Origin of the sequence: Winogradskyella aquimaris (genome assembly GCF_042676105.1) — a bacterium.
In the GTDB taxonomy this organism is placed as follows: Bacteria; Bacteroidota; Bacteroidia; order Flavobacteriales; family Flavobacteriaceae; genus Winogradskyella; species Winogradskyella aquimaris.
The window spans coordinates 65,361-89,580 of sequence record NZ_JBHTJQ010000008.1 but is presented as its reverse complement, the minus strand read 5'-3'; the positions used below and the strand labels follow the sequence as shown (position 1 = coordinate 89,580).

26 protein-coding genes are annotated in these 24,220 nt (G+C 34.5%); 16 read left to right on the top strand and 10 right to left on the bottom strand.

The window, feature by feature from the left end; all coding sequences use genetic code 11:
* Nucleotides 1-143 precede the first annotated feature (143 nt).
* The 3 genes from ACFQ1K_RS06830 (at nt 144) to ACFQ1K_RS06820 (ending at nt 2,523) form a co-directional block, all read left to right on the top strand.
* Entirely contained in the window at nt 144-866 is a 723-nt protein-coding gene (locus ACFQ1K_RS06830) for a DUF6090 family protein (protein WP_320556635.1), read from the top strand.
* 61 nt (nt 867-927) lie between these two features.
* Nucleotides 928-1,953, top strand: coding sequence for a DUF6090 family protein (locus ACFQ1K_RS06825; protein WP_320556636.1), 1,026 nt, complete (start codon nt 928-930; stop codon nt 1,951-1,953).
* Between the two features lie 246 nt (nt 1,954-2,199).
* Nucleotides 2,200-2,523: a YtxH domain-containing protein gene (locus ACFQ1K_RS06820; protein ID WP_320556637.1), complete on the top strand. Its 324-nt coding sequence runs from the start codon at nt 2,200-2,202 to the stop codon at nt 2,521-2,523.
* A 66-nt stretch (nt 2,524-2,589) separates the two neighbouring features.
* Here ACFQ1K_RS06820 and ACFQ1K_RS06815 read toward each other — a convergent pair whose 3' ends face one another.
* Both ACFQ1K_RS06815 and ACFQ1K_RS06810 read right to left on the bottom strand, forming a co-directional pair.
* Nucleotides 2,590-3,165, bottom strand: a complete 576-nt coding sequence (locus ACFQ1K_RS06815; RefSeq protein ID WP_320556638.1) for a GNAT family N-acetyltransferase — start codon at nt 3,163-3,165, stop codon at nt 2,590-2,592.
* 1 nt (nt 3,166) lies between these two features.
* Entirely contained in the window at nt 3,167-3,805 is a 639-nt protein-coding gene (locus tag ACFQ1K_RS06810) for an alpha/beta hydrolase (RefSeq protein ID WP_320556639.1), read from the bottom strand.
* A 54-nt stretch (nt 3,806-3,859) separates the two neighbouring features.
* On the opposite strand from ACFQ1K_RS06810, the gene ACFQ1K_RS06805 reads away from it, so the two are divergent.
* From ACFQ1K_RS06805 to ACFQ1K_RS06785, 5 genes are all read left to right on the top strand, one after another.
* A complete protein-coding gene (locus ACFQ1K_RS06805; RefSeq protein ID WP_320556640.1) occupies nt 3,860-4,285 on the top strand; it encodes a PaaI family thioesterase in 426 nt (141 codons plus the stop codon).
* A 3-nt stretch (nt 4,286-4,288) separates the two neighbouring features.
* The gene (locus ACFQ1K_RS06800; protein WP_320556641.1) at nt 4,289-5,404 is read left to right on the top strand and encodes a chorismate-binding protein; all 1,116 of its coding nucleotides are present in this window, start codon (nt 4,289-4,291) and stop codon (nt 5,402-5,404) included.
* Between the two features lie 30 nt (nt 5,405-5,434).
* Entirely contained in the window at nt 5,435-7,195 is a 1,761-nt protein-coding gene (gene menD / locus ACFQ1K_RS06795) for a 2-succinyl-5-enolpyruvyl-6-hydroxy-3-cyclohexene-1-carboxylic-acid synthase (RefSeq protein ID WP_320556642.1), read from the top strand.
* Nucleotides 7,196-7,299: 104 nt separating this feature from the next.
* The gene (locus ACFQ1K_RS06790) at nt 7,300-7,638 is read left to right on the top strand and encodes a DUF2853 family protein (RefSeq protein WP_320556643.1); all 339 of its coding nucleotides are present in this window, start codon (nt 7,300-7,302) and stop codon (nt 7,636-7,638) included.
* 108 nt (nt 7,639-7,746) lie between these two features.
* Nucleotides 7,747-8,595 (top strand): CvfB family protein, encoded by an 849-nt coding sequence (locus tag ACFQ1K_RS06785; RefSeq protein WP_320556644.1) that lies wholly within the window; start codon nt 7,747-7,749, stop codon nt 8,593-8,595.
* Between the two features lie 23 nt (nt 8,596-8,618).
* Here the strand turns inward: ACFQ1K_RS06785 and ACFQ1K_RS06780 are convergent, their stop codons facing one another.
* Complete coding sequence (locus ACFQ1K_RS06780; RefSeq protein ID WP_320556645.1) at nt 8,619-9,026, bottom strand: hypothetical protein; 408 nt, start codon at nt 9,024-9,026, stop codon at nt 8,619-8,621.
* 114 nt (nt 9,027-9,140) lie between these two features.
* Between ACFQ1K_RS06780 and ACFQ1K_RS06775 the strand changes: the two genes are divergently transcribed.
* The 3 genes from ACFQ1K_RS06775 to ACFQ1K_RS06765 are packed head-to-tail and all read left to right on the top strand — an operon-like array spanning nt 9,141 to nt 11,608.
* The gene (locus ACFQ1K_RS06775; protein ID WP_320556646.1) at nt 9,141-9,980 is read left to right on the top strand and encodes a 1,4-dihydroxy-2-naphthoyl-CoA synthase; all 840 of its coding nucleotides are present in this window, start codon (nt 9,141-9,143) and stop codon (nt 9,978-9,980) included.
* Nucleotides 9,981-9,994: 14 nt separating this feature from the next.
* Nucleotides 9,995-10,900, top strand: a complete 906-nt coding sequence (menA, locus tag ACFQ1K_RS06770) for a 1,4-dihydroxy-2-naphthoate octaprenyltransferase (protein ID WP_320556647.1) — start codon at nt 9,995-9,997, stop codon at nt 10,898-10,900.
* Nucleotides 10,901-10,930: 30 nt separating this feature from the next.
* Complete coding sequence (locus ACFQ1K_RS06765) at nt 10,931-11,608, top strand: metal-dependent hydrolase (RefSeq protein WP_320556648.1); 678 nt, start codon at nt 10,931-10,933, stop codon at nt 11,606-11,608.
* Here ACFQ1K_RS06765 and ACFQ1K_RS06760 read toward each other — a convergent pair whose 3' ends face one another.
* Nucleotides 11,609-12,400: an SDR family oxidoreductase gene (locus ACFQ1K_RS06760; RefSeq protein WP_320556649.1), complete on the bottom strand. Its 792-nt coding sequence runs from the start codon at nt 12,398-12,400 to the stop codon at nt 11,609-11,611. It abuts the gene before it with no gap.
* The gene (locus tag ACFQ1K_RS06755) at nt 12,397-13,302 is read right to left on the bottom strand and encodes a sterol desaturase family protein (RefSeq protein WP_320556650.1); all 906 of its coding nucleotides are present in this window, start codon (nt 13,300-13,302) and stop codon (nt 12,397-12,399) included. The genes ACFQ1K_RS06760 and ACFQ1K_RS06755 overlap by 4 nt, the downstream gene beginning before the upstream one ends.
* Before the next feature lie 60 nt (nt 13,303-13,362).
* On the opposite strand from ACFQ1K_RS06755, the gene ACFQ1K_RS06750 reads away from it, so the two are divergent.
* From ACFQ1K_RS06750 to ACFQ1K_RS06735, 4 genes are all read left to right on the top strand, one after another.
* Nucleotides 13,363-14,400, top strand: a complete 1,038-nt coding sequence (locus tag ACFQ1K_RS06750; protein ID WP_320556651.1) for an o-succinylbenzoate synthase — start codon at nt 13,363-13,365, stop codon at nt 14,398-14,400.
* Entirely contained in the window at nt 14,400-15,338 is a 939-nt protein-coding gene (locus tag ACFQ1K_RS06745; RefSeq protein ID WP_320556652.1) for a CPBP family intramembrane glutamic endopeptidase, read from the top strand. Before ACFQ1K_RS06750 ends, ACFQ1K_RS06745 begins: the two co-directional genes overlap by 1 nt.
* Nucleotides 15,338-16,420 carry an AMP-binding protein gene (locus ACFQ1K_RS06740; protein ID WP_320556653.1) on the top strand — a complete coding sequence of 361 codons (1,083 nt, stop codon included), beginning with the start codon at nt 15,338-15,340 and terminating at the stop codon, nt 16,418-16,420. Before ACFQ1K_RS06745 ends, ACFQ1K_RS06740 begins: the two co-directional genes overlap by 1 nt.
* Nucleotides 16,421-16,511: 91 nt before the next feature.
* The gene (locus tag ACFQ1K_RS06735; RefSeq protein WP_320556654.1) at nt 16,512-18,902 is read left to right on the top strand and encodes a YfbK domain-containing protein; all 2,391 of its coding nucleotides are present in this window, start codon (nt 16,512-16,514) and stop codon (nt 18,900-18,902) included.
* Nucleotides 18,903-18,975: 73 nt separating this feature from the next.
* Here the strand turns inward: ACFQ1K_RS06735 and ACFQ1K_RS06730 are convergent, their stop codons facing one another.
* From ACFQ1K_RS06730 to ACFQ1K_RS06720, 3 genes are all read right to left on the bottom strand, one after another.
* Nucleotides 18,976-19,836, bottom strand: a complete 861-nt coding sequence (locus ACFQ1K_RS06730) for an OmpA/MotB family protein (RefSeq protein ID WP_320556655.1) — start codon at nt 19,834-19,836, stop codon at nt 18,976-18,978.
* 149 nt (nt 19,837-19,985) lie between these two features.
* Nucleotides 19,986-20,978: a glycosyltransferase family 2 protein gene (locus ACFQ1K_RS06725; protein ID WP_320556656.1), complete on the bottom strand. Its 993-nt coding sequence runs from the start codon at nt 20,976-20,978 to the stop codon at nt 19,986-19,988.
* Nucleotides 20,979-21,428 (bottom strand): type I restriction enzyme HsdR N-terminal domain-containing protein, encoded by a 450-nt coding sequence (locus ACFQ1K_RS06720; RefSeq protein ID WP_320556657.1) that lies wholly within the window; start codon nt 21,426-21,428, stop codon nt 20,979-20,981.
* A gap of 48 nt (nt 21,429-21,476) precedes the next feature.
* Here ACFQ1K_RS06720 and holA point away from each other — a divergent pair, with 48 nt between their 5' ends.
* Complete coding sequence (holA, locus tag ACFQ1K_RS06715; RefSeq protein ID WP_320556658.1) at nt 21,477-22,484, top strand: DNA polymerase III subunit delta; 1,008 nt, start codon at nt 21,477-21,479, stop codon at nt 22,482-22,484.
* Here the strand turns inward: holA and ACFQ1K_RS06710 are convergent.
* Complete coding sequence (locus ACFQ1K_RS06710; RefSeq protein WP_320556659.1) at nt 22,481-23,572, bottom strand: T9SS type A sorting domain-containing protein; 1,092 nt, start codon at nt 23,570-23,572, stop codon at nt 22,481-22,483. The genes holA and ACFQ1K_RS06710 overlap by 4 nt on opposite strands.
* Nucleotides 23,573-23,655: 83 nt before the next feature.
* Nucleotides 23,656-24,171, bottom strand: coding sequence for a GNAT family N-acetyltransferase (locus tag ACFQ1K_RS06705; RefSeq protein WP_320556660.1), 516 nt, complete (start codon nt 24,169-24,171; stop codon nt 23,656-23,658).
* Between the last annotated feature and the right edge of the window lie 49 nt (nt 24,172-24,220).

Here is a 24,220-nt window from a genome sequence, read left to right as displayed (position 1 = left end):
GCAATTAATCTGTACAATGAAATAAGATTACATTTATCTTTAGATTTTAAAACACCTGATATGGTATATAAATTAACAGCGTAAATCAATTTTTAACCTGTAGCCATATTTCAGGACGAGACATTACAACCAATTAATAACCAATGATTAAGTTCTTTAGAAAAATTAGACAAAACTTGCTGATAGAAAATAGAACTGGAAAATACTTTAAATATGCTCTTGGTGAAATTGTATTGGTTGTTATTGGGATATTAATAGCTCTTCAAATTAATAACTGGAACGAAAAAAGTAAATTAAAAACTGAGGAAATTAAACTGCTAAAAGAAATGAGGTCTGCACTGCTTAGTGATAAAGAGGATATCATTTCAAATACGAGTGAACACTTGTTCACAGCAAAATCTTGTTCAATTTTAATAAACCATATTTCTAAAAAGTTACCTTACAGTGATTCGTTGGATTTTCATTTTGCAAACGCTCTAAACACAACTAGGTTCATCCACACCTCAAGCCCCTATGAGACACTGAAAATTAAAGGACCTGACCTTATCGAAAATGATAGTTTAAGGTTGATGCTTGGTGAATATTATGATAAGTGGATTGGCTATCAATTTGACCTGCAAAAAAGCAGTCTAGAAAGTTTTAATTTAGCTAAAGAAAGGCAATTTGTACTCTTTAAAAGTGGGCGTTTTTGGGGAAAAATAAAGCCAGTCGATTATAATCAACTCGTTAAAAACAATTATTACTATTCCTGGCTTACTTATACACTTGGTCAGAGACAATGGGAAGTACAAATGTTTAAAAGTTTAAAAGAAAAAAACGAACAGTTAATAAAACTCATTGATATAGAGGTCGAAAAAAATAATTAACAATAAAAGCACAATAATATTGACTTCATCTCGACAAGCTATTGCAACAAACCAATAAACGATGATAAAATTCTTTAGAAAAATTCGCCAAAATTTGCTTACGGAAAATAAAACTGGAAGGTATTTTAAATATGCTTTTGGTGAAATTATACTTGTTGTTATTGGTATTTTGATTGCTCTGCAGATTAACAATAGTAATGAATTAAGAAAAGAAAAAGACCAAGAAGCTATAATTCTTTCAGACATTAAAGAAGACTTTATAGCCACACGTTTAAATTTTCTTGAAACCATAAAAGATCAAGAAAGAGCCATATTAAGCTCTCGGGATTTAATAGATGCCATAGAATCTCAAGATTATTCAATTCATCCAGATGTCATTAGAGAATATATTCGTAGGGGTGCATTTTCACATCATCAAGCTGTAGCTATTACCGGAAGTTATAACGCAATTATAGGTTCAGGAAAAACCTCAATTCTAAAAAATAAAGAATTACTTAAAGCTTTAGCAAACTTCTCTTCGCAATATCACGCTGGGTTTGAAGATGAAGCTAAATCTGATAATCTTTTAAATTTAATGATGACCGCTTCGAAAGACTTTTTTTCCCCTTTGAGCGATGATGCTGTGAGGAGATCTGTTGCTCTTAAAAAGAAATACAGTTTGCAAGAAAAAGAAATAGCCGTTAAGAGTCTTTATGAAAATGAATCATTTTTAGCGTATTTGCTTCAAAGAACACGCTGGGAAAACGGAAGAGCCAGACACCAAAAGAAATTACTCAAATTTTTAAATAAGGTTTTATATCAATTTAATTTTAGTGAACTCACACCTGAAAAAGAGGTATACAGCAGATATATAGGACACTACACTAATAAAGATGTTGAACCAATAAAAATTAGTTATGCCAATGAATCTCTATATGTTACAGGGTGGGGCGGAGCAAAATCAGAGCTCGTACAATTGAATAATTCTCTTTTCTACGCTATTAACTGGAATCAAACATTAGATTTTAGTGGTGTTGATTCTACAAACAAAGTCTTAACCCAATTTATTGACAAAGATCCAATAGTATGGGAGAAGGATGAGAATTAACGAAAGCACAACAATGGCTATATGTAATTGCTTGTTCATGCCTACTTCTGAAAAGTATCGCAGATTTTCAGTTTGGCGTATACTTGCAAAAGATAGTCCTAACCCACGGAACTACTCATAACCGAGACCGATAAGTGTACTGTTTAAAACTGTACCTCAAATACTTGGCACTGAATTTGTTTGTAACAAAACATAAGATTTTACTACCAATAAGTAAAACAAGGTTCAACTTAAAAAAGAAAAATTATGATTCAGTATAAAGGAGCATTAGTATTAGGAGCATTAATCGGTGCAGCCGCTGGCGTTTTATTAGCACCAGATAAAGGTCATGTCACCAGAGACCATCTAAAAAAAGAAGGCAAAGAGATAAAAGATAAATTGGTAGATGACTTTACGGAAGTAAAAGAAGATTTATCTAAAGCTGCCAAATCTGGTAAAGACAAGTTTAAGGAAGACCTTAAAGACTTTGCCTCAAAAGCCAGTTACAAAACAGAAGAGGCCATTACCTTTTTAGAAAAGCAGTTGGCCATCTTAAAAGAAAAGAATAAAACCTTACAACAAACGAGTTAATAATTAAAGCCACAATTGAGTTGTGGCTTTTTTTATTCTACACAATCACTCGAAGTGACCTTATAACTACCCAATTACGTTAATCAGTTTCAATTTTATTTCTGGCCATTCCTCTTTTAAAATACCGTAACAACATGTACTGCGTCTAAAGCCATCTTTCATCAGTACATCTTTCCGCAGGATACCTTCTAATTGGGCACCAAGCTTTTCAACTGCACGCCTTGATTTGTTATTGCGCTCATCAATTCTAAACTCTACTTTTTCAAACTCTAAGGTTTCAAAAGCATATTGCAACATTAAAAATTTCATGTTGGCATTTAACCCAGTACCTTGAAATTCATGGCCAATCCATGTCCAACCAATATGCAGTAGTTTATTTTTCCAATTGATGAGTCCAAAACGTGTAGACCCTGCATAAGCCTTATGTAATTTATCAAAAACTATAAATGGAATAATGGTTTTATGATAGTAGCCATCTACGGCCAGTTGTACATAGTCCTTCAGTTTTTCTGATGTAGAAATATCAGAAGGCGAGTAGTAGATAAGGTCCTTTTGTGGCGCTATGCGTTGCAGGTGTTTGTAATTGCTTAAGTCTAGTAGACTCAATTTTACACGGTTGTTTTCAAGGGTTGGTACTGTCATATCAAACCAAATGATTAATATAATCTACATTAACCACATGGGTTCCTTCAAACGGCAGAATTCTTAACCTATTTCCAAATAGGGCTTTTGCCCGTTGGGATTCCTCAGCTATACGATCCGTGTCTAAATATTGGTCTTCGGTACCATATATCAGTTTTACTTGCGTATTATCAGAGAGGTATTCAAAATCTTTAGCGGTTAGTTCCTTGGGAATACCTCCAGAATGTAATACCAGTTGGTCACATTTCATTTTTCGTTTTACCAAATAGCGCATCGCTACACTTACTCCTTGAGAGTAACCCAAAACAATAAAGTTTAAATGTTCAGGAATCTTTTCAGCTTCAAAAACCGCATCAAAATAATTGAGGATGTTTTGCATACCACTTTCGGTATGGTCTCTGGTTAACCAATTGGCACCAACATGCATTTTTGGCTGAATGTAATATTTGCTCGGCGCTTGTGGTGCAATAATATAGTTCTCTTCAGGATTTAGTTGTTTAAAATAGCGTAAAAAGTAACGACTCAAATACCCCATACCATGGCATACAAACCAAACATGTTTTGTGGATGAAGTCAATGCGTTGAGTGTAGAATATGAGTTGCTTGTTGTATATGTGATTTCTTTTTCCTCCGAATTCATTATTCTTGGTAGTTTCAGTATTTTTGTGATCGACGATAAAAATAAAGGTTTTATATGCAATTATCTAAGGAAATGATTTTGGCAAAAGCCAATGAGGTCTCAAAAAACACCTTAATGGAAACGTTGGATATTGAGATGGTTGATTATGGTAAGGATTTTTTGGTTGCCAGAATGCCTGTTACCCCAAAAGTACACCAACCTGATGGTGTTTTGCATGGCGGTGCTACAGCAGCATTAGCAGAAAGCGTTGGTAGTTTTGCATCACATATGTTTACAGATTTAGAACAGTATTTTGTAAGAGGTATAGAAATTACAGCCAACCATTTAAAAAGTGTAAAAGAAGGCTATGTTTATGCTCGAGCCACCTTTTTGCATAAAGGCCGTACTACACAACTATTAGATATTAGAGTTACTGATGAGCAGGATAATTTAATTTCGGTTTGTCGTTTGTCTACCGTTTCATTACCGCTTAAAAAGTAATACATGACCCAAGATTCTTTTTTTGAAGCATTAGAGCGTCAGTATGAGCAACAATTACCCTTTGTAGTCTATAGTAGAGCAATAAACTCTATCATCAAATGCTGGTTGCAGAAAGATGATGTTTTACATACTACTTCAGATTTTTCAGAAAGTGGTTTTGTGTTTGCACCTTTTAATCTAAGCAACAAGAGTATCGTACTTCCTAAAAATGAATGTGAACATCTGAGTTTAGAAATTTCGGATATTAATGTTGAGAAGTACTTTAAAAAGATAGACATAAGTAAGAATGGAGAGAACAATCACTTACAATTGATTACTAAAGCCATTTCTAGTATTAAAAAAAGGAATTTGGACAAAGTGGTGTTGTCTCGAAAGATTGAAAAAACGATAGAAAATCCAAATCCGCTTACCATTTTTAAGCGCCTTTTTAATACCTATAAAAATGCTATGGTCTATTGTTGGTACCATCCTAAAGTGGGTCTGTGGCTTGGTGCAACGCCAGAACTATTGTTTAAAGTGGAGGGTCAAAACCTGACTACGATTTCTTTGGCAGGAACGCAACCATATACAGCTGACGCGGCGGTAACCTGGACGAATAAAGAGTATGAAGAACAACAAATTGTTACGGATTACATCGCCAAACAAATAGAGCCACATACGAGTCATGTAAAAATTTCAGAGGTGGAGACTGTACGAGCAGGAAATCTATTGCATTTAAAGACTTATATACATAGTCGTATCCAACCTGGCAGCACCTTAAAATCTGTTATTGAAGCCTTGCATCCTACACCAGCTGTATGCGGATTTCCAAAGGAAGTTGCAAAAGATTTTATTCTAAATAATGAAAACTATAACCGTGAGTTTTATACTGGATTTTTAGGTGAACTTAATTTAAAAACAACCAAAAACAGAAACACGAATAAGCGCAATGTGGAGAACAATGCTTATGCCATGGTAAAAACCTGTTCTAACTTTTATGTCAATCTGCGGTGTATGCAGTTAAAAGATAATAAAGCTATTATTTATGTTGGTGGTGGTATAACAAAAGATTCTGTACCAGAAAATGAGTGGATAGAGACAGTAAATAAAGCTAAAACTATCGTTAATGTGCTGAGCTAAACCATAGAGAATTCTTATCTTTGTTTTTTGATGAAATACTCTAAAATTCCCTTATCTCAAACGGTGGTTACGTTATGCAAAACGCATAATGTGAAACACATTGTAATTTCTCCGGGTAGCCGAAATGCACCGCTTACCATAGGTTTTACGCATGATGAATTTTTTAAATGCTATAGCATAGTCGATGAGCGATGTGCTGCTTTTTTTGCCTTAGGTATTGCACAACAAGTTCAAGAACCCGTTGCTGTAGTATGTACTTCTGGTAGTGCGCTTCTCAATTATTATCCTGCCATATCGGAAGCATATTATAGTAATATTCCATTATTGGTATTATCGGCAGATAGGCCAAAACATTTAATTGATATAGGGGATGGACAGACCATAAAGCAAAAAAATGTTTATGGTGAACACGTGTTGTATAGTGCTAATCTAAAATTGGATTTAAAGGATAAAGATCCTAAGGCAGCAGACGATGAGTTGCCTATCATGCGAAGTATAGAGAACAAACTTGAACGCTTTTTAGGACTTCAAAAAGACATACAGTCCTATAACGAATCTGAAGTGCACGATGCGATTACTGTGGCTAGATTAAAGTCTGGTCCGGTACATATCAATATACCTTTTGATGAGCCCCTTTATGAAACAGTGGACGAATTGGGCATAAATCCTAAGCCTTTCAGTATAGCAGACCGAACCGAAAAAATTGACGAGTTTGAAATTAAAAGCCTTTTGGATGTTTGGCATTCCGCTAAACGAAAAATGATTCTGATTGGTGTTTTACATCCAAGCGCAATAGAAGAGCAGTGGTTACAAGAATTGGCAGATGATGATAGTGTATTCGTTTTTACCGAAACAACTTCAAATGTACACCATCCCGATTTTTTTCCAGGAATTGATAAAATGATTGCTCCACTAGATCAAGAAGACTTTGAGGCATTGCAGCCAGATATTCTTTTAACCTTTGGCGGTATGGTCGTTTCTAAAAAGATTAAGGCCTTTTTGAGACAATACAAACCAGAAAGTCATTGGCACGTAGATTTATTTAAGGCAAATGACACGTTTTTCTGTTTGGATAAACACATTAAATTGACTCCAAACACCTTTTTAAAAACATTCTTGCCTCAGGTAACTCATCATACTAAAAGCGATTATAAAAGTAGCTGGTTAAAGGTGAGGCAAAAGCGCAGAAAGCTTCATGACGACTATTTAAAAACCATTCCTTTTTCAGATTTTACGGTTTTTAATGCTTTATTAAAAAGTATTCCAAAGCAAAGTCAATTGCAGGTAGGTAATAGTTCGGCAATACGTTACACACAGTTATTTCAACTAAGAAAGGATATTGCAATTTTTTGTAATAGAGGTACAAGTGGTATAGATGGTAGTACAAGTACAGCTATAGGGGCAGCAGTTGCACAAAAGCAGCGTACCACATTTATAACGGGTGATTTAAGCTTTTTCTATGATAGCAATGCCCTTTGGAATAACTACATTCCTGATAATTTTAGAATTATTGTTGTTAATAATTATGGTGGAGGTATTTTTAGGATTTTGCCTGGACATAAGAATACCGATAACTTTGATACCTATTTTGAAACAAAGCATCACTTAACGGCTAAGCAACTTTGTGAAATGTATGGCTTAGATTATTTTAAAGCTACAGATGAAAAATCTTTAACAGACGCCTTGGACAAGTTTTATAATACCTCTAAACGACCTAAGTTATTGGAGATTTTTACACCGTCTACGGTTAATGATGAGGTGCTTTTGGATTATTTTAAATTTATAAAGTAAACTTATCGTTAATTCTAAGAGACATGTGACTTATCTTCTTTTAAGGTGTCTAAAAATTACTTATCTTTAATGAGACAATTTATTTAACCTAAAACACAAATAAAATGAGTAAAAGAGACGAATTAATCACAAAATATGCTGCGGATTTAAAGGATAAATGTGGTGTAAATCCTGATATGGATTTGTTAACTAAAATTACGGTTGGCTTAGGGCCTTCTATTTATAACGCAGATTCCTCTACGGTTTCTGGATCAGATGAAAAGGAACTAGCAACTGTAAAAAATAATTACTTGATTAAAAAATTAGGTTTAAGCGAGAGTGACGACTTAGATGGTGCTATAGCTTCGGTTATGGATAAGTACGGTCAGTCTAATAGAAATAAGTATAGAGCTGTAGTCTATTATTTGCTGTGTACACATTTTAATAAAGCTTCAGTTTATTAATAGTCAATAAAATAATAAAACCTTAAAGGCCTGTCTTGTTTAGAGAGGCCTTTTTTTATTTCTGAAACTTTCTACTTTTCGCTTGCAACTTATTTCTACCTTTGCAGCATGATACAATTAGGAGAATACAATACATTAGAAATTCTTAGAGATACGGAACCCGGATTATTTCTTGGAGATGGAGAAGATGGAGAGGTTTTGTTGCCAAACAGATATGTTCCACAAACATTTGAAATAGGTGATAAACTTGAAGTTTTTGTGTATTTAGATAATGAAGAACGACCTGTAGCTACTACGGATAAGCCATTCATAAAAAAAGGAGATTTTGCACTACTGCGTTGCAATCAAGTAACCAAGTTTGGTGCTTTTTTAGATTGGGGTTTGGTAAAGGAATTATTTTGCCCATTTAAGGAACAAGCTTTTAAAATGAAAGCGGGTGGCTGGTATTTAGTGTATTGTTATTTAGATGAAGAGACAGAGCGTTTAGTAGCCTCTAGTAAAACCAATCAATTTTTAGATAATAAAGAACTTACCGTTAAACAATTCGATGAGGTGGATTTAATCGTATCACATCCCTCTGAAATTGGTATGAATGTCATTGTTAACAAAAAGCATTTAGGGTTGGTGTTTAAAGACGACATTTATAAGGATATTAGTATTGGCGATAGGCTAAAAGGAATCGTTAAGAAAGTACGCCATGATAATAAGCTTGACATTTCATTGAGTCAAATAGGTTATCGAAATATAGAACCTAATGCTCAGTTTATTTTAAATGAATTAAACGATAATAGTGGATTTTTGCCATTGCATGATAAATCTAGTCCAGAAGCAATAAAGGAGCAGTTGCAGATGAGTAAAAAGAGCTTCAAAAAGGCTATAGGTTCACTCTACAAAGACCGTTTAATTATAATTGATGAAAATGGAATTACCCTAATTAATTCCCAAAAAGGTAGTTGAAAAACCAGTGTTGGTTTTTAATTTTAATTAGTACAAGATAAATTTTTGATCCAAGAAATGGCTTCATCAATATCTTTAAACGCCTTCCGATTAAATTTGAAAAAGTAATTTTCTATTTCAAAGACTCTCTCTGTTATCGAATTGTATGCCACAACCGCATAAGCCTTTAGATTCGGAAAAGATTCGTTAAATAGCTCAGCATCATTTAAATTTAATGAATATGAGTTTACTCTATTTGAGATAAATCCAAAAGGGCGATTTTCAAAATAGGTTTTTACAATCTCCGAAATATCAGAAAAATTCCTAAAATTAATATCAACACCTTCGTCAAACTCTCCAACAAAAAAATCATCAAAAAGGTAGATGTCTCCTAATTTTACTTTCAGGTGTTTGTACGTTTCTGTTGTGTTATGAGCAATACTATTACTCATTATAAAAAATATCGACGTCAAATATAGTATGCATACATAATAAATTCAAATAGAAATTGGTGGTTCTCCTATAATTATTAATTCATTATTTTTGTTCTCAAAATTTTGAAAAGTATGAGCCATATAGATTGGAAAGTTGCCAAATCTTATGAAGATATTACGTATCATAAATGTAATGGAGTAGCGAGAATAGCTTTCAACAGACCAGATGTACGAAACGCCTTTCGTCCAAAAACAACCTCTGAGCTTTATGACGCTTTTTATGATGCAAACGAAGATGTAAATATTGGAGTTGTTTTACTCAGTGCAGAAGGGCCTTCCTCAAAAGATGGTGTTTGGAGTTTTTGCTCTGGTGGTGACCAAAAAGCTAGAGGTCATCAAGGTTATGTTGGAGATGATGGCTACCATAGACTTAATATTTTAGAAGTACAGCGACTTATTCGTTTTATGCCTAAAGCTGTTATTGCAGTGGTTCCAGGTTGGGCTGTTGGCGGTGGTCACAGTTTGCATGTGGTGTGTGATTTAACACTTGCAAGTAAGGAACATGCTATATTTAAACAAACTGACGCTGATGTGACAAGTTTTGATGGTGGTTATGGTTCAGCTTATTTGGCAAAAATGGTTGGTCAGAAGAAGGCAAGGGAAATATTTTTTCTTGGAAGAAACTATTCTGGACAGGAAGCCTACGAAATGGGTATGGTTAATGCAGTGATACCACATAGTGAATTAGAAAATACAGCCTATGAATGGGCTCAAGAGATTTTAGCAAAATCTCCAATATCTATAAAAATGCTAAAGTTTGCCATGAACCTTACTGACGATGGGATGGTGGGTCAGCAAGTTTTTGCTGGTGAAGCTACACGGTTAGCTTACATGACAGATGAAGCCAAAGAAGGGCGTGATGCCTTTTTACAAAAAAGAAAACCTAACTTTCCAAAAAAGTGGATTCCATAAAATATTAAGGCTTAATGAAAAAAATTAAACCTTGGCTTTCGGCCATGAGGCTCAGAACCCTGCCACTTTCTGTTTCTGGAATTATTTTAGGAACTTGCTTTGCCATATATAACGGTCGCTTTAGTTGGTGGGTGTTGGTGTTGGCTATTTTAACAACGGTTAGCCTTCAAATCCTTTCCAATTTAGCTAATGACTATGGTGATGGCGTAAAAGGCACAGACAATGATGACCGAGTTGGACCACAAAGAGCTATTCAAAGTGGTGAAATAACTCCTGATGAGATGCTAGATGCCATTAAGTTTAATGTTGTTATGGTGATTATACTTACCTTATCACTAATTCTTGCTGCCTTTGGTCCCAATAACTTTTTATTTTTAATGCTATTTGTTTTTCTAGGTGGTTTATCCGTGTACGCCGCATTAAATTATACAATGGGTGATTCGCCCTATGGTTATAGAGCTTTAGGTGATGTTTTTGTATTTATCTTTTTTGGCTTGGTCAGTACCATTGGTAGCTATTTGCTTTATGTACATACCATTGATCATATGGTTGTATTACCAGCAGTATCATTAGGTTTGTTGAGTGTTGGTGTCTTAAATCTGAATAACATGAGGGATTTGGAGGCTGATAAAAACGTTGGTAAAATTACCATTGCTGTGAAACTGGGTATGAAAAAAACAAAACGCTATCATTATCTCCTGATATTAGGTGCAATGCTAGTCGCAGTAATTTTTTCGGTACTTTATTATGTTGCACCCTACAACTTTTTATATCTGTTAGCATTTGTCCCCTTAATTTTGCACCTAAGGAAAATACGGTTGGCAAAACAGCCTGACGATTTTGATAGTCAGTTAAAAGTATTAGCCTTATCTACATTTCTTTTTGCATTGTTATTAGGTGTTGGTTACATTTTATATTAATTTAGTGTACAGGTTCTAAATTTGAATAAAATGGAAATTACATTCTACGGTCATGCATGTCTAGGAATTGAGATTAACGATGTTCACCTTCTTGTGGATCCGTTTATCTCTGGAAACGAAAAAGCATCTCATATAGATATTGATAGTATTAAAGCGGATTATATTTTAATAACCCATGCACACCAAGATCATATCTTGGATGTTGAAAGGATTGCCAAAAGGACAAATGCAGTTATTGTTTCTAATTATGAAATAGTCGTGCATTACCAGAATTTAGGTTTTAAGGGACATCCCATGAATCATGGTGGCTCTTGGAATTTTGACTTTGGAAAGGTAAAATATGTCAACGCAGTTCATACATCATCATTTCCAGATGGTAAATATGGAGGACAGCCAGGTGGTTTCGTAATACAAACAGATAAAAAGACGTTATATATAGCAGGTGATACGGCATTGCATTACGATATGAAAATATTAGGTCAGAATTATGATTTAGATCTTGCAGTTTTACCAATAGGCGATAATTTTACAATGGGTGTTGAAGATGCCATTATCGCTACCCGATTTTTAAAATGCGATAGAGTTTTAGGTTACCATTATGATACCTTTGGTTATATTGAAATTGATAAGGTAAGAGCTAAAGCAAAATTCGATTCTAAACTAAAAACACTCAAGTTGCTAGAAATAGGTGGTAGTATGGAAGTATAATTACCTAACCTTACTTCTCAATACAAGTTTATGGATGAGTCTTGGTGAAAGCCGTTTTACATAGACACCAAACCTTTCAAATTTACCAATGTAAGCTTCAAACTTTTCTTTTTGGATAGCTTTTATCATTTTCTTAGCAAATTTGTGGACTTCTAATCCATTTTCGGTCATGGTATCTTGATAACCTTGGGTAGAACCATCTCCAATTAGGGCATTGCGAGCGACGTTTGTATTTACAAAGCCAGGACAAATCATGGTTACCTTTATATTATCCTTATCATGCTCTAAGCGTAGGGCATCAAAAAAACCGTGAAGCGCATGTTTAGCTCCACAATATGCAGATCTTAAAGGAGAACTAAATTTTCCCATAAGACTTGATACCACTACATATTGCCCACCTTTGTTAGTAATAAAATGAGGTAATAGGGCTTTTGAAAGCGCTATGGTTCCAAGATAATCTATTTCCATGAGTTTTTTGTCCACTTCGATAGAGGTGTCAATAATAGCAGAACGTTGACTTATACCGCCATTATTGATTAACACATCAACCCTACCAAAAATGGAAATAGCATTATCAACAATGTTCGGCATGTTTTTATAGTCTGAAAGATCAAGTGTTAAGACTTCAACACTTTTTGGGTCGGTACATTCCTGTTTAACTTCGAGTAAAGCTTGCTCTCTTCGAGAGGATAAAATGAGTTTGCAGTTTTGTTTTGAGAGTTCCATAGCTACAGCTCGGCCAATGCCACTTGAAGCACCAGTAATCCAAATTACTTTATTGTTAAATGTCATAAATTTTTATTTGAATTTAACCAATCTTCCCTTAATTCATCACTAATTTTACCAGTGCCATCATGCCTCCAACCAGGTGGCTTTATGAGGTACATAAAACGCTCTTTGACTGTTTTTCTGCCTGTAAAGGCATCTTTTATCATGTACCACCATTCCAAAAATGCGATTTTTACGGGATTAAAAGTATTGATATTTTTAACCAAGCCATATCTCACTTTTTCTTCCTCCAATTCTGGCTGAAATGTCCCAAAGAGTTTATCCCAAATTATTAAAATACCAGCATGATTACGATCTAAATAAATTGGATTACTTCCATGATGAACCCTATGATGGGATGGAGTGTTAAAAACAGCTTCAAACCATGAGGGCATCTTGTCTATAGCTTCTGTATGAATCCAAAATTGATACAGTAAACTAATGGACATTTGTAATAAAATCATGGCAGGATGAAATCCTAAAAGGGGTAACCACAGCCAAAAGACAAAAGAATAAAAACCACCAGACCATGTTTGTCTTAAAGCTGTACTTAAATTGTAATGTTGGGAGGAATGATGCACCACGTGAGACGCCCAAAACAAGCGACATTCATGTGAAATACGATGAAACCAATAATAGGAAAGATCATCGGCAAAAAACAAAAGGACAAAAGACCACCACGCAATAGGTATTGTAAAGAGTCTAAAGTTATCATAAACCCAAAACAACGCCAATAACACCAAAGCTTTACTTGCAAATCCCAAAATGACATTGCCTAAGCCCATGGCTATAGAGGAAAAAGCATCCTTAGGTTCATAACCCTTTACATGTTTTAATTGGGCTTTGGTTGTTACATACAATTCTAGTAACATAGCCAAAATAAAAAACGGAATGGCGTAAAGAATAATGTTTGGAAAATCTGGCATTTGTAGGTGTATTTGAGCTTCTAAAATACGAAAATAATTAACTATTTTTACCATCGAAATATGACAGCTACCTACCACAAGTATATACTGAATTTTAAGCGACCGAGCGGTACGTCTAGAGGCGTAATGACCACTAAGGAAACCTGGTTTATAATTTTAAAATCGGAACACGGTAAGGGCATTGGTGAGTGCGGATTATTAAGGGGTTTAAGTATAGACGACAAACCAAACTATGAAGCCAAACTAAAATGGACTTGTGAAAATATTCATTTAGGTTTAGACAGATTGCTTAGTGAGCTTATAGACTATCCAAGTATTCAATTTGGATTAGAAATGGCATTTAAGTCTTTACAGAGTGAGTCCGAATTCGATTTGTATCCTTCAAAATTTACAAAGGGTCAAGATGTTGTTCCTATTAATGGTTTGGTTTGGATGGGAGATGAAGCCTTTATGCGCAAGCAGGTCAAAGAAAAGATTGAAGCTGGTTTCGATTGCATAAAGTTAAAGATTGGTGCCATAGATTTTCAAACCGAACTCAATATTCTCAAGTCTATCCGCAAAGAGTTTTCGATTTCCGATATTGAATTGCGTGTAGATGCTAATGGAGCATTTTTGCCCAAAGATGCTTTGGATAAATTGAAGTATCTTTCAGAATACCAGCTACACTCTATTGAACAGCCTATTAAGCCAAAACAATTTGAAGATATGGCTAGGCTTTGTGAAGCGTCTCCCATACCAATAGCTTTGGATGAAGAGTTAATAGGTGTTTTTTCAAAAGAGGAGAAGTTAAAAGTTCTCCAAACCATAAAACCACAATATATCATTCTTAAGCCAAGTTTGGTTGGTGGTTTGGGTGGTAGTCAGCAATGGATAACCGTTGCCGAAGATTTAAAAATAAAATGGTGGATTACTAGTGCACTAGAAAGCAATGTTGGCTTAAATGCTATTGCCCAGTGGACATATACACTAAATAACACCATGCCTCAAGGACTTGGCACAGGAAGTTTATTTACTAATAATTTTGACTCGCCATTACATGTAAAAAATGGTACTTTGCAATACGATAAAAATATAAATTGGAAATTTAATTTACACTGATGAACTATATACAACAAGCTTATAAAGGCCAACGTCATCTATGGATGTTTATCTTAACCACTATATTGGTGGCAGGCATATTTTTGGCAAATTTTGTACTCTATCTAATAACCGATCCTTCAGATATGGAGGCGGCTTATGAAATGATGAAAGGTATCCCTTCAAGTCTTAACCTTGCCATTAATCTTATACCATTTGCATTTTTATTGGGTTTGTTATTTGTTATGGTAAAGTTTGTGCACCAGCGCAGTTTATTATCCTTAACTACAGCAAGACAAAAAATAGATTATGGTAGAGTATTCTTTTCCTTTATGATGATTGCCATCTTTACTATTGGGTCATTTTTTATCAGTTATAGCATAGATTCTTCAGAGATAATTTATCAATTCAATTTAAAAAAGTTTTCAATTTTATTTATCGTAAGTATCATACTTTTTCCTTTTCAAATTGGTTTAGAGGAATTTCTGTTTAGAGGATATTTTATGCAGCATATTGGAGTAATGGTAAAAAATAAGTGGTTTCCTTTGATTTTAACATCAGTATTATTTGGCATAGCCCATAGCGCTAATCCAGAAGTTGCAAATGTTGGTTTCTGGAAAATGATGATATTTTATATAGGTACAGGTCTCTTGTTAGGAATCATGACGCTAATGGATGATGGTTTAGAACTGGCCTTAGGATTTCATTTAGGTAATAATTTATTAGCATCGTTATTGGTTACAGCAGATTGGACCGCCTTACAGACCGATGCTATTTTTAAGAGTACAGCAGAACCCTCAATGAGTATTGTTGGCGAAATTTTAATACCAGTACTGGTCGTTTATCCGATTATGTTATTAATTTTATCAAAACGATATGGTTGGAAAAATTGGCAAGAACGTTTATTTGGTAAAGTTTCCGAGCCACCAAAAGAAGACTATAAAATCATAGGAGAATAATGACACCAAAGTTCGATAAAGTTCATAATAGATTTAAATTAAATGGGTTACACTACGATCATGAAGACCTAAAAGAAGTGGCCTACAGCCTTATAAAAGAAGGAGATCCTTACGAAAAGTCAACAGGTAATTTTTTGATTGATTGGTTAAATGATAGTGAGTATATAGAAGTAAAAACGTCTGGTTCTACTGGACAACCAAAACTAATCAAACTCAAAAAGCAGGCTATGGTAAACTCGGCTATTGCCACTGGTGATTTCTTTGGTCTAGAGCCTGGTGGCACAGCTATGGATTGTTTACCAAGTCATTACATTGCGGGTAAGATGATGTTGGTAAGGTCTATGATTTTGGGACTTGAAATAGATTTTGTCGAGCCAAGTGCACATCCAATTTTCGATTACGAAAAACCTTATGATTTCTGTGCTATGATTCCGTTGCAATTAAAGCACACTTTAAAATATACGAATAATATTAAGACGATTATTGTTGGCGGTTCTAAGGTAACACAACCCTTGTTGGAACGGATTAAAACCTGTAATTCCAAGTTTTTTGAAACCTATGGAATGACTGAGACCGTAACGCATGTCGCAGTTAGACAGCTAACATCCAAAGCTTCTAAAGGTGAGAAATATTTTAAGGCGATACCTAACGTTACCTTTACTCAAGACGAAAGGCAATGTTTAGTTATACATGCACCTAACTTGCTAAGTGCACCTTTAGCAACAAATGATATAGTGGACTTAAAATCTGAGACAAGTTTTCAGTTATTAGGTCGCTATGATAATGTTATTAATTCTGGTGGTGTAAAATTATTTCCAGAACAAATAGAAGATAAGCTACAGCCAGTTATTGACGAACGCTTTATTGTAGCAGGTGAAGATGATGAAACCTTAGGAGAGCGCTTAGTTTTAATAGTTGAAAACCCGAGAGACTCAGCGGAAAGTATTGCCAATAGAATCAGGTTTATAAAAGAGCTTACCAAGTTTGAAGTGCCTAAGCACATCTACATTACAGACAAGTTTGTAGAAACGGTGAATGGTAAAATACAACGTGCTAAAACCATTGAATCAGTATTAGGTTAACATACTCATCCAAAGGGTCTGTTTACTCATTTTCGATTTTTCATAGTTGAGATTGACTATAAGTTTGTAAAGAACTTAAAGCACAATCATTATGAAATCAAAGATTCACAAACTCATAAAGAACAATAGAAATCTTGTGAGTAAAAACCTATTTCTCATTTTATGTATTTCTCTTTTTACCTTGAGTAGCTATGCTCAAGAAAAAGAAGTATCAGGAACTGTAACCACTGCGAATGATGGCTTGCCCTTGCCAGGAGCAAGTGTTATTGTTAAAGGGACTTCAAAAGGTGTTAATACCGATTTTGAAGGTAAATATACCATTACCGTAAAATTAGGTGACATCCTCGTGGTAAGTTTTGTTGGTATGGAAACAGCAGAGGTCACTATTGGAGAAGGCAACACTTATGATGTGATCTTAGAAGAAGTACATAATTTAGAAGAAGTAGTTGTTGTAGGTTATTCTAAAACGACTAAACAATCTTTCACAGGAACAGCATCAGTAGTTTCTCATAATAGATCACCCAGTAGAGCACAGCTAAAACGACAAGCCAAAAAAGCCTATCATGATAAATTAGCGAGTCAAGTACAATCAAACAATGTAAAACAAACTCTAAGGGGAGAAGTAAAAGGAGTAAATGTAATTACTAGATCTGGAACTCCAGGATTTACTTCAGAGGTTAGAATTAGAGGTTACGGATCAATTAATGGTAATAGTCAACCGTTGTATGTTATAGATGGCCAACCAGTAAGCGACAGCGCAATGCAATCTATTGATCCCTCAAATATTTCTTCAATGACGGTTTTAAAAGATGCAAGTGCAACTTCCATCTATGGAAGTAGAGGTGCCAATGGGGTGATTTTGATTTCAACTAAAAATCAAAAAGTTACTAAAAGCAAGCCGTTGTATATTGTAGATGGGAGACCTATAAACGCAGCAAACAATCACGTTATTGAAAGTATACCTGAGAGCGATATAGATAGTAAAATAGTTTATGAAGGTTCAGAAGCTAAAGATAAATTTGGAAAAATTGCGAAACACGGTTGCGTGGTCATCACTACACGTCAAGGCAATTTTAGATTTGAAAATGAAAGTTATGCTGTAATTCATGAAAATAATTTTGAAAGTACAGCGACCTCACCGCTTTCAACTTTTTCTATAGATGTTGATAAAGCGTCTTATAGCAACATCAGACGGATGATAAACAGCGGAACTTATATAGAGCCAGATGCGGTTAAGATTGAGGAAATGGTAAACTACTTCAACTACAATTATCCGCAACCTACAGATAAACATCCGTTTTCAATTCATACTGAAGTTACTAAAACACCATGGCACTATCAGACCCAATTAGTACGAATTGGTATACAAGGTAAAACCTATACAAATGAAGAGTTGCCAGCGTCAAACCTTACCTTTTTGATTGATGTTTCTGGATCTATGAGTTCTCAGAATAAGTTACCATTATTAAAAAATGCCTTTAAGCTATTGGTCAATCAATTAAGGGAAAAAGACAAGGTGTCTATTGTAGTATATGCGGGTGCGGCAGGTGTTATTTTAGAACCTACATCAGGACATAAAAAAGATAAAATATTAAAAGCATTAGACCGTCTTGAAGCTGGTGGATCTACAGCAGGAGGGCAAGGGATTAAACTAGCTTATAAATTAGCTGAGAAACATTTTAAAAAGAACGGTAATAATCGAGTCATTTTGGCAACAGATGGAGATTTTAATGTTGGGCCATCAAGTGATAAGGCCATGGAGAAATTGATTGAAGAAAAGCGTAAATCGGGTGTTTTCTTATCGGTATTAGGCTTTGGGTATGGGAATTATAAAGATTCAAAGTTAGAAATATTGGCGGATAAGGGTAATGGGAATCATGCTTACATTGACAACATGCAAGAAGCGCAAAAAGTATTTGGTAAAGAGTTTGGAGGTACCTTATATACAATTGCAAAGGACGTAAAGATTCAAGTGGAATTTAACCCAAAGAAAGTGCAAGGTTATAGATTGATAGGTTATGAAAATAGATTATTGAATGATGAAGACTTTGTAGATGATACTAAAGATGCAGGCGAATTAGGCAGCGGACATACCGTAACGGCACTTTACGAAGTTGTTCCATTTGGAGTTGAAACGAAATATCTAAAGGATACCCCAAACTTAAAGTACACTCAAACTGAAAATTCTAATACTTACAATGATGAATTATTCACCGTAAAATTCAGGTACAAAAAGCCAGATGGAGAAAAAAGTATAGAGATGGTTCATATACAAAATACAGAGGTGTCAGCGCCTTCAGTTGATATGAATTTTGCAGCAGCAGTAGCACTTTATGGTATGAAATTAAGACATTCCAAATATGACAATAATGCTAATCTGTCTCAAGTGATTGAACTTGCTGAACATGGTAGAGGAGAAGATAAGGAAGGTTATAGAGCAGAATTTTTAAGGTTAGTAAAAGCATATCACTATATACAATAAAATAGATAGTAGGCAAAGAAAAACCCAATGCGAAAGCATTGGGTTTTTTGTTTGTTGTGATACTACTTAAAAATTAATTCCCTGCTGAAAGATTTTTCATTTCTTCTTCTATCATTTCATAGAATTCATCAATTTTTGGAAGTACAATAATGCGAGTTCTTCTATTTTTTGCTTTGTTCTCTGCAGTGTCATTAGCTACTAAAGGCACATGATAACTGCGGCCTGCGGCAATTAATTGCTGAGGATTAACCTCTAAGCTCTCTAAAACACGTACTACAGATGTTGCTCTTTTTACACTAAGATCCCAGTTGTCTAATAGCGGTGGCTTGCTATATGGAACATTGTCAGTATGAGATTCTACCATAGCTTCAAATGTTGGCTTGCTCTTAATAACTTTTGCCACTTTAGCTAAAACTTCTTTTGCTCTATCCGTTACGTTGTAACTACCACTTTTAAATAATAATTTATCAGCAATTGAAATAAATACAACTCCTTTCTCTACATTAATTTCTATGTCAGGATCATTTATTCCTACCTCTTTCTTCAAGCTAGTAACAATAGCAAGTGTTACACTGTCTTTTTTGGTCAAAGCATCTTGTAAACGTGAAATCTTTAAATCTTTTTCTTTTAAGCTTTCCAAGGATTTTTCAAGGTTTTCGGCACCTTTTTGAGTTAAGGTTGTTAGGTTTCCTTTTGTATCAATTAAGTCTTGGTTAGCCTTGCGTAAATCGGCCAATTGATCTTTCATGGTCTCTACTCTGGCATTGGCAGCAGCTGCATCAGAAAGGCATTTATTTAATTTTACTGTAGCACTGTTCAATAAGTCTTGTGTTTCTTGCTGTTTTGCTTCAAGTGCTGCATATTCCTTTTTCGATACGCAAGAGGCGAGCAAAAACATTGAGCAAACACTTAATAACATTAGTTTTTTACTCATGATGTTTGTTTTATTTTTTTTGTTTTCGTGAATCTGCAATTTCATAATCTTAAGTGTAGTTTAAATTGTTAATTTAACATATCAAAATTAGAGAAAAGTAAATAGGCTAGGATAGAGATTAACAAAACTTTTAACAGTTTTATAAACAATTAAAAAGTTCTATTCTTCTTTATAAAATAAGACCATACAATAGACTTTATTTTAAAGTAGTTTGAGCGCTTTGGCAGCACTTTACGTTTTTTTAGAGTACTATTCAATTGTATATAAAATGAATAATGCGCCTTTAATATGGCCCAAAGATGAATTGGTTTGAATAACAATAAAAACCTAATTCCAGCTATACCATCTAAAACCATTCGCGTTAAGGTTTTAGAAAACACGTTGGTATCTGTATTTTTTACCAATGTTACCAGGCTGTTTCTAAAGTTTAAATATGTTTTTTGGGGATTGGAGTTGCTTAATGTTGCACCACCAACATGGTAAACGATAGATTTACCGACATATTTGGTTTTATAATTACTATTGAATGCACGCCAGCATAGATCAACTTCTTCCATGTGTGCAAAGTAACTCTCATCAAAACCATCTAAGTTTTTAAAAACCGAATTCTTTATAAAAAAACAAGCACCTGAAGCCCAAAACACATCTGTAATATCGTTGTATTGTCCTTTGTCTTCTTCAATATGATTAAAAATACGACCTCTACAGTAAGGATAGCCGTATTTATCTATGAAACCGCCTGCAGCACCAGCGTATTCAAATTTAGATTTGTCATTATAATCCAAAATTTTAGGTTGAATTATACCTACATCACCTTCCGAATTAAAAGCCTCTGCGATTGGGTTCAGCCAATTTTCAGTAACTTCAATATCACTATTCAAAAGACAAAGAAGGTCCTCTGATAGGTCTTTTAATGCTTCATTATAACCTTTGGCATAACCATAATTTTCAGCATTCTGAATAATCTTTACCTCTGGGAAGTTTGCACGTACAAAATCAATAGAACCATCTGTGGACGCATTATCTGCAACATAAACTGTAGCACGCTGGGAATAGTTTAATACCGAAGGTAAAAACTGCTCTAATAATGCCTTACCATTCCAGTTTAAAATTACAATTGCTATGTCTTGGTTGGTATACATTTATGCTTTCTTATAATTTGGAATATCTTCTAAAAACAAATAGCGTTCAGCTTTCGTATCCATTAGGCAATAATAATGATTTATCCCGTTTGTTACCATAAGGAATTGGGCATTTAATGCTAAATTATAACGTGCAATTTGGTCAAATGTATCTTGATTTATTGGGATGTTGTAAGACTTACATTCAACAATAAGATGAATACTGCCATCCGTATTAAAAATGACGATATCGTAACGTTTTTTTAGTCCATTGAGGTTTAACTCTTTTTCAACATTAATTAAGGATTTGGGATATTTTTTTTCGTTAATAAGATAGTGAACACAGTGTTGTCTCACCCATTCTTCTGGTTGGAGAACTATGAATTTTTTCCGAATAACATCAAAAATAGAAACTTTATTTTCTTTACTTTTGAAACGGTATTCAAACTGTGGGAAGTTAAGTTTTTGCACTTCACAAAATTAAAATTATAATATCATTCGAGCAAACTGTTTAGGAGATTGGACGAAGTAAAAGCATTAGTTGAGGATATAAAAAAAGGACAAATTAGACCCATCTATTTTTTAATGGGTGAAGAGCCTTATTATATTGATAAACTTTCAGATTTTATTGAAGATAATGTGCTGGATGAATCCGAAAAAGGATTTAATCAAATGGTACTTTATGGAAGAGATGTAACGATAGATGATATTGTGAGTAATGCTAAGCGTTACCCTATGATGTCAGAACGACAGGTTGTAATTGTGAAAGAAGCTCAAGACCTAAGCCGTTCCATTGAGAAACTTGCCGCTTATGCCGAAAATCCTCAACCAACGACAGTATTGGTGGTTAATTACAAGTATAAAAAAATAGACAAGCGTAAAGCACTGTATAAGTCAATTAATAAAGGGGGAGGAGTAGTCTATGAAAGTAAAAGGCTTTATGACAATCAGGTGCCAGATTGGATAAGACGTGTTTTAAAAGGTCAAGGTTATGATATTTCGCTTAAAGCAGCTCAAATGTTGGTCGAGTTCTTAGGTGCCGATTTAAGTAAGATTAATAATGAGCTCAACAAACTAAAAATTGTTTTGCCCAAAGGCACTCAAATCACACCTGAGCATATTGAAGATAATATAGGAATAAGTAAAGACTTTAATAATTTTGAGCTTCGTAAGGCAGTAGGGGAACGTAATATTGTTAAAGCCCATCAGATTGCTAAATACTTTGCTGATAATCCCAAGGATAATCCTATGGTAATGACCGTGGCGTTATTATTTAACTTTTTCTCTCAATTATTGCACCTTCATGGTATGTCTGATAAAAATCCTAGGAGTGTCGCTTCGGCATTACGAATCAATCCGTATTTTGTTAATGAATATTTAACGGCAGCACGAAATTATCCCATGAAAAAAGTTAGCGCTGTGGTGGCGTTGTTGCGGGAGTTTGATGTGAAGAGTAAAGGTGTTGGTGCCAATGCAGTACCTCAAGGGGATTTACTCAAGGAACTCTTGGTTAGGATATTGAATTAATTTATTATTAAGTGTTTTCTTGTCGTAATATGAACCTCTGGGTCTTCAATAGTTATAAAATAAATACCTGCATTTAAATCTGAAACATCTATTTGTTTTCGGGTTGAAGTTTTCACCAATTGACCTGTTGATGAATATATTTTTGAATTGAGATGATCTTTATTGAGTATAATTTTTGAAGAAGCAGGGTTGGGATAAAATGAGATTGGAGTAGACTCGATTTCATCTACAGAGAGCGTAGAGGCATTAAAACTGTACAACGCAGATTGTAGTGTGCCATTTTCTTCTGCCGTAATATAATATTCATCAGCATTTATGGGATAAACACCTTCAATTTGAAAGGAATAGTTTTCAGGTACTGCAATCGAAGTCTTGGTTACACTTCCGTTTGAAAATAAGCCAGAATTAAATCCGTTTAATTCAATTAAAAACGAACCATTATTATCAAAGCCGGTAATCATTATTTTGTTGCTTAAGGTGTTGTATGTGGCGCCAGACACTAATCCACCAGCCGTTAAGGTATCTACCTTAGAAATACTGTACGATCCTGGTGTTTTTGGTAATTCGTAAATATTAGTGTTTCCGTCTAGCCAGTTTCGCGTAAAAACATAAAGGCTATTATTGTAATGTATTAAACTTTCGGCATCAAAGTTGGTTGCGAATGGGCTTGTTGTAAAATCGCTCTGATCTGCATAGCTAAAGTTAATCACATCCGCTGTAACAGTCGTGTTTATCAAAAAGTCTGCGATAGCAATTCTATACACCTTTAAGTTGGTTCTATCCCCTTCATAATTCCCAAAATCCCCAATGAAAATATAGGTTCCGTCCTGGGTAAGATCTTCCCAATCAACATTAGTAGCATTGGTAATTGTCACAGTACGAAATACATTTCCGGTTGCAATATCAATCTCAAATAACTGGTTGGTATTTGCACTATCGTTATGCGTTATTAAAGTATTGTTTATGTAAAGAAGACCTGAGGTTTCATTAACATTAGCATCCAATGCAGTTTCTAATATAAATTGTTGGGCTCCAAGCCAAAAAAAGGATAAAAGCCAAAATATAACAAAACAAAAGGTCGTTCTCATATCTTAAAATTAAAGCTTAAATGTACATATCTACAGGCTTTCCTAGCAAAAAAGCACATGAGTTGCCTTTATCTTAGTTAAAATTATAGTTTGCGATGGTAATGCAAGAGTTCTTCATTAGTTGTTGGTAATATTCCAGTACCTTTTAATTCAAAATTTAACCGTTCTAATAGTTTTCTTGATGCCGAATTCTCTTCTAAAGTGTATGCACTCAGTTCATGCAGGCCAAAGGTATCTCTCATTACTTCGATAAGTTTTGAGGTTGCTTCAAACGCATAACCTTTGCCTTCATAAGGTGGTAAAAATGCGAACCCTAAATCTGGTTGATTTTTATCCTCTCTGTGATAAACACCACAAGTGCCCAATTTTTCATTGTCAGATTTTCTGATGACCACATTATTACCATAACCATAAGTCTTGTATTGCGGTAAGGCTTTTTCTTTAATGTAAGCCTTAGCATCTTTAAGGGTCCTTACGTTTCTGTCGCCAATAAACTGAATCCATTTGGGTGAATTCATAAGTGTTAAAGCGAAAGACGCATCATTAGTGGTTATTGGTATTATGCGAAGTCGGTTGGTTTCAAAAAGTTGTTTCACCATTCAATTAATCTAAAAGCATTATTATTCAGTTGGTTTGGAATATCTTATT